Origin of the sequence: Streptomyces sp. NPDC050610, assembly GCF_040654875.1 — a bacterium.
In the GTDB taxonomy this organism is placed as follows: Bacteria; Actinomycetota; Actinomycetes; order Streptomycetales; family Streptomycetaceae; genus Streptomyces.
In genome coordinates this window covers 1-1175 of sequence record NZ_JBFAIV010000101.1, presented here as the reverse complement: position 1 = coordinate 1175, position 1175 = coordinate 1, and the positions used below count along the sequence as shown (strand labels likewise).

Annotated in this window: 1 protein-coding gene and 1 pseudogene; both read right to left on the bottom strand. The window is 73.0% G+C overall.

Going from position 1 to position 1175, the window contains the following annotated elements:
* Window positions 1-166: 166 nt before the first annotated feature.
* The gene (locus AB0I22_RS39795) at window positions 167-916 is read right to left on the bottom strand and encodes a DUF2637 domain-containing protein (protein WP_363135917.1); all 750 of its coding nucleotides are present in this window, start codon (window positions 914-916) and stop codon (window positions 167-169) included.
* A gap of 40 nt (window positions 917-956) precedes the next feature.
* A pseudogene (locus tag AB0I22_RS39790) lies at window positions 957-1175 on the bottom strand (cell division protein FtsK); the annotation flags it as partial.

The following is a 1175-nucleotide window of genomic DNA, read 5'->3' as shown; positions in this document are numbered from 1 at the left end:
TCGATCAGGTCCCGCAGGGCCAGGCTCGCCACGTGGCGCAGGTTCAAGGGGTGTTCCATCGGGGCGTTCCTTCCTTCGGGCAGGGCCGCAGGGGGCGGCCGTGGGCATGACGGGGTGAGCCCGGACGGGCGAGTGGGGAGGAGGGCGCCGGAGGGGCGGGGATGGCTCAGGTGGTGAGCTGGGCGTGTGCGGCGGTGGCCAGCGGCAGGGCGACGCCGAGCCGGGCCCGCAGTTGCGCGGGGGTGATGGGCTGGCCGTGTTCGGCCAGGTGCGCGGCGGCGATGGAGCGGGCCGCGTCCACCAGCGCGACGGGCAGCGCATCAGTGGGAGCCGTCGGCCGCACAGCGGGAACGGCCGGGCTGTGGTGCCGGGGGGCAGGGGCGGCCGTTGGTGCCGGAGCGGCGAGGACGGGTGCCTCCACCGGAGCCGGAGCCGGAGCCGGAGCGGGGGCGGGGGCGGGGGCAGCAGTCGGGGTTGGGTCGGCGTCGGCGGTTGCGGACGGTCGTTCCTTGGCCTGCAACTCTTGGAAGTGGCCGAGGAGTTGGGGGCCGACGGCTCCCCAGCCGAGGAGGAGCAGGGGGGCGACCGCGTCCACGGCGGCGCGTCCGTAGTGACCGGCGATCACGGGTTCGGCGATGTTGAGCGCCAGGGTCAGCAGGCCGGACAGATGCATGAGCCGGGTTGCGCCCTTGAGGTTGCTCGTAGCGACACCGCGCAGGGAGAGGTACCGCAGGGCCACCAGGAGGCCGACCACGGACAGGTCAACCATGGGGGCGATGAGTGGGGCGATGAAGTCGGGTACGCCCAGGCGCAGGGCGAGGGAGCGCACGTTGCCGAAGGAGAACACGAACGCCAGGGCAGCGATGACGACCATGACGGCGGTGATCGTGCGTTGGGTGAACCGGTCTTCGTTCACGGGGTTCCCCTCCTTTCATCGAGGGCCGGGCGGGGCGTGGTCAGGCCGCTTCCGTCGCGTCGGCCACGTCTTCCTTGGTGAGCAGAGCGGGCCGCCGGAGATGCCGGCCGGAGGCTTCCTCCAGGAGGTCGGCAGGGTCCCGCGTCAGGTGAGCGGTGTCGGCTGCGATCCGGGCCGCGTCGTCGTCGGCGACGTAGGGCGTACGGACGCGGGTGAAGCCGGGACGGCCCTGATGGGCCATCGACGCCACGCCGACATA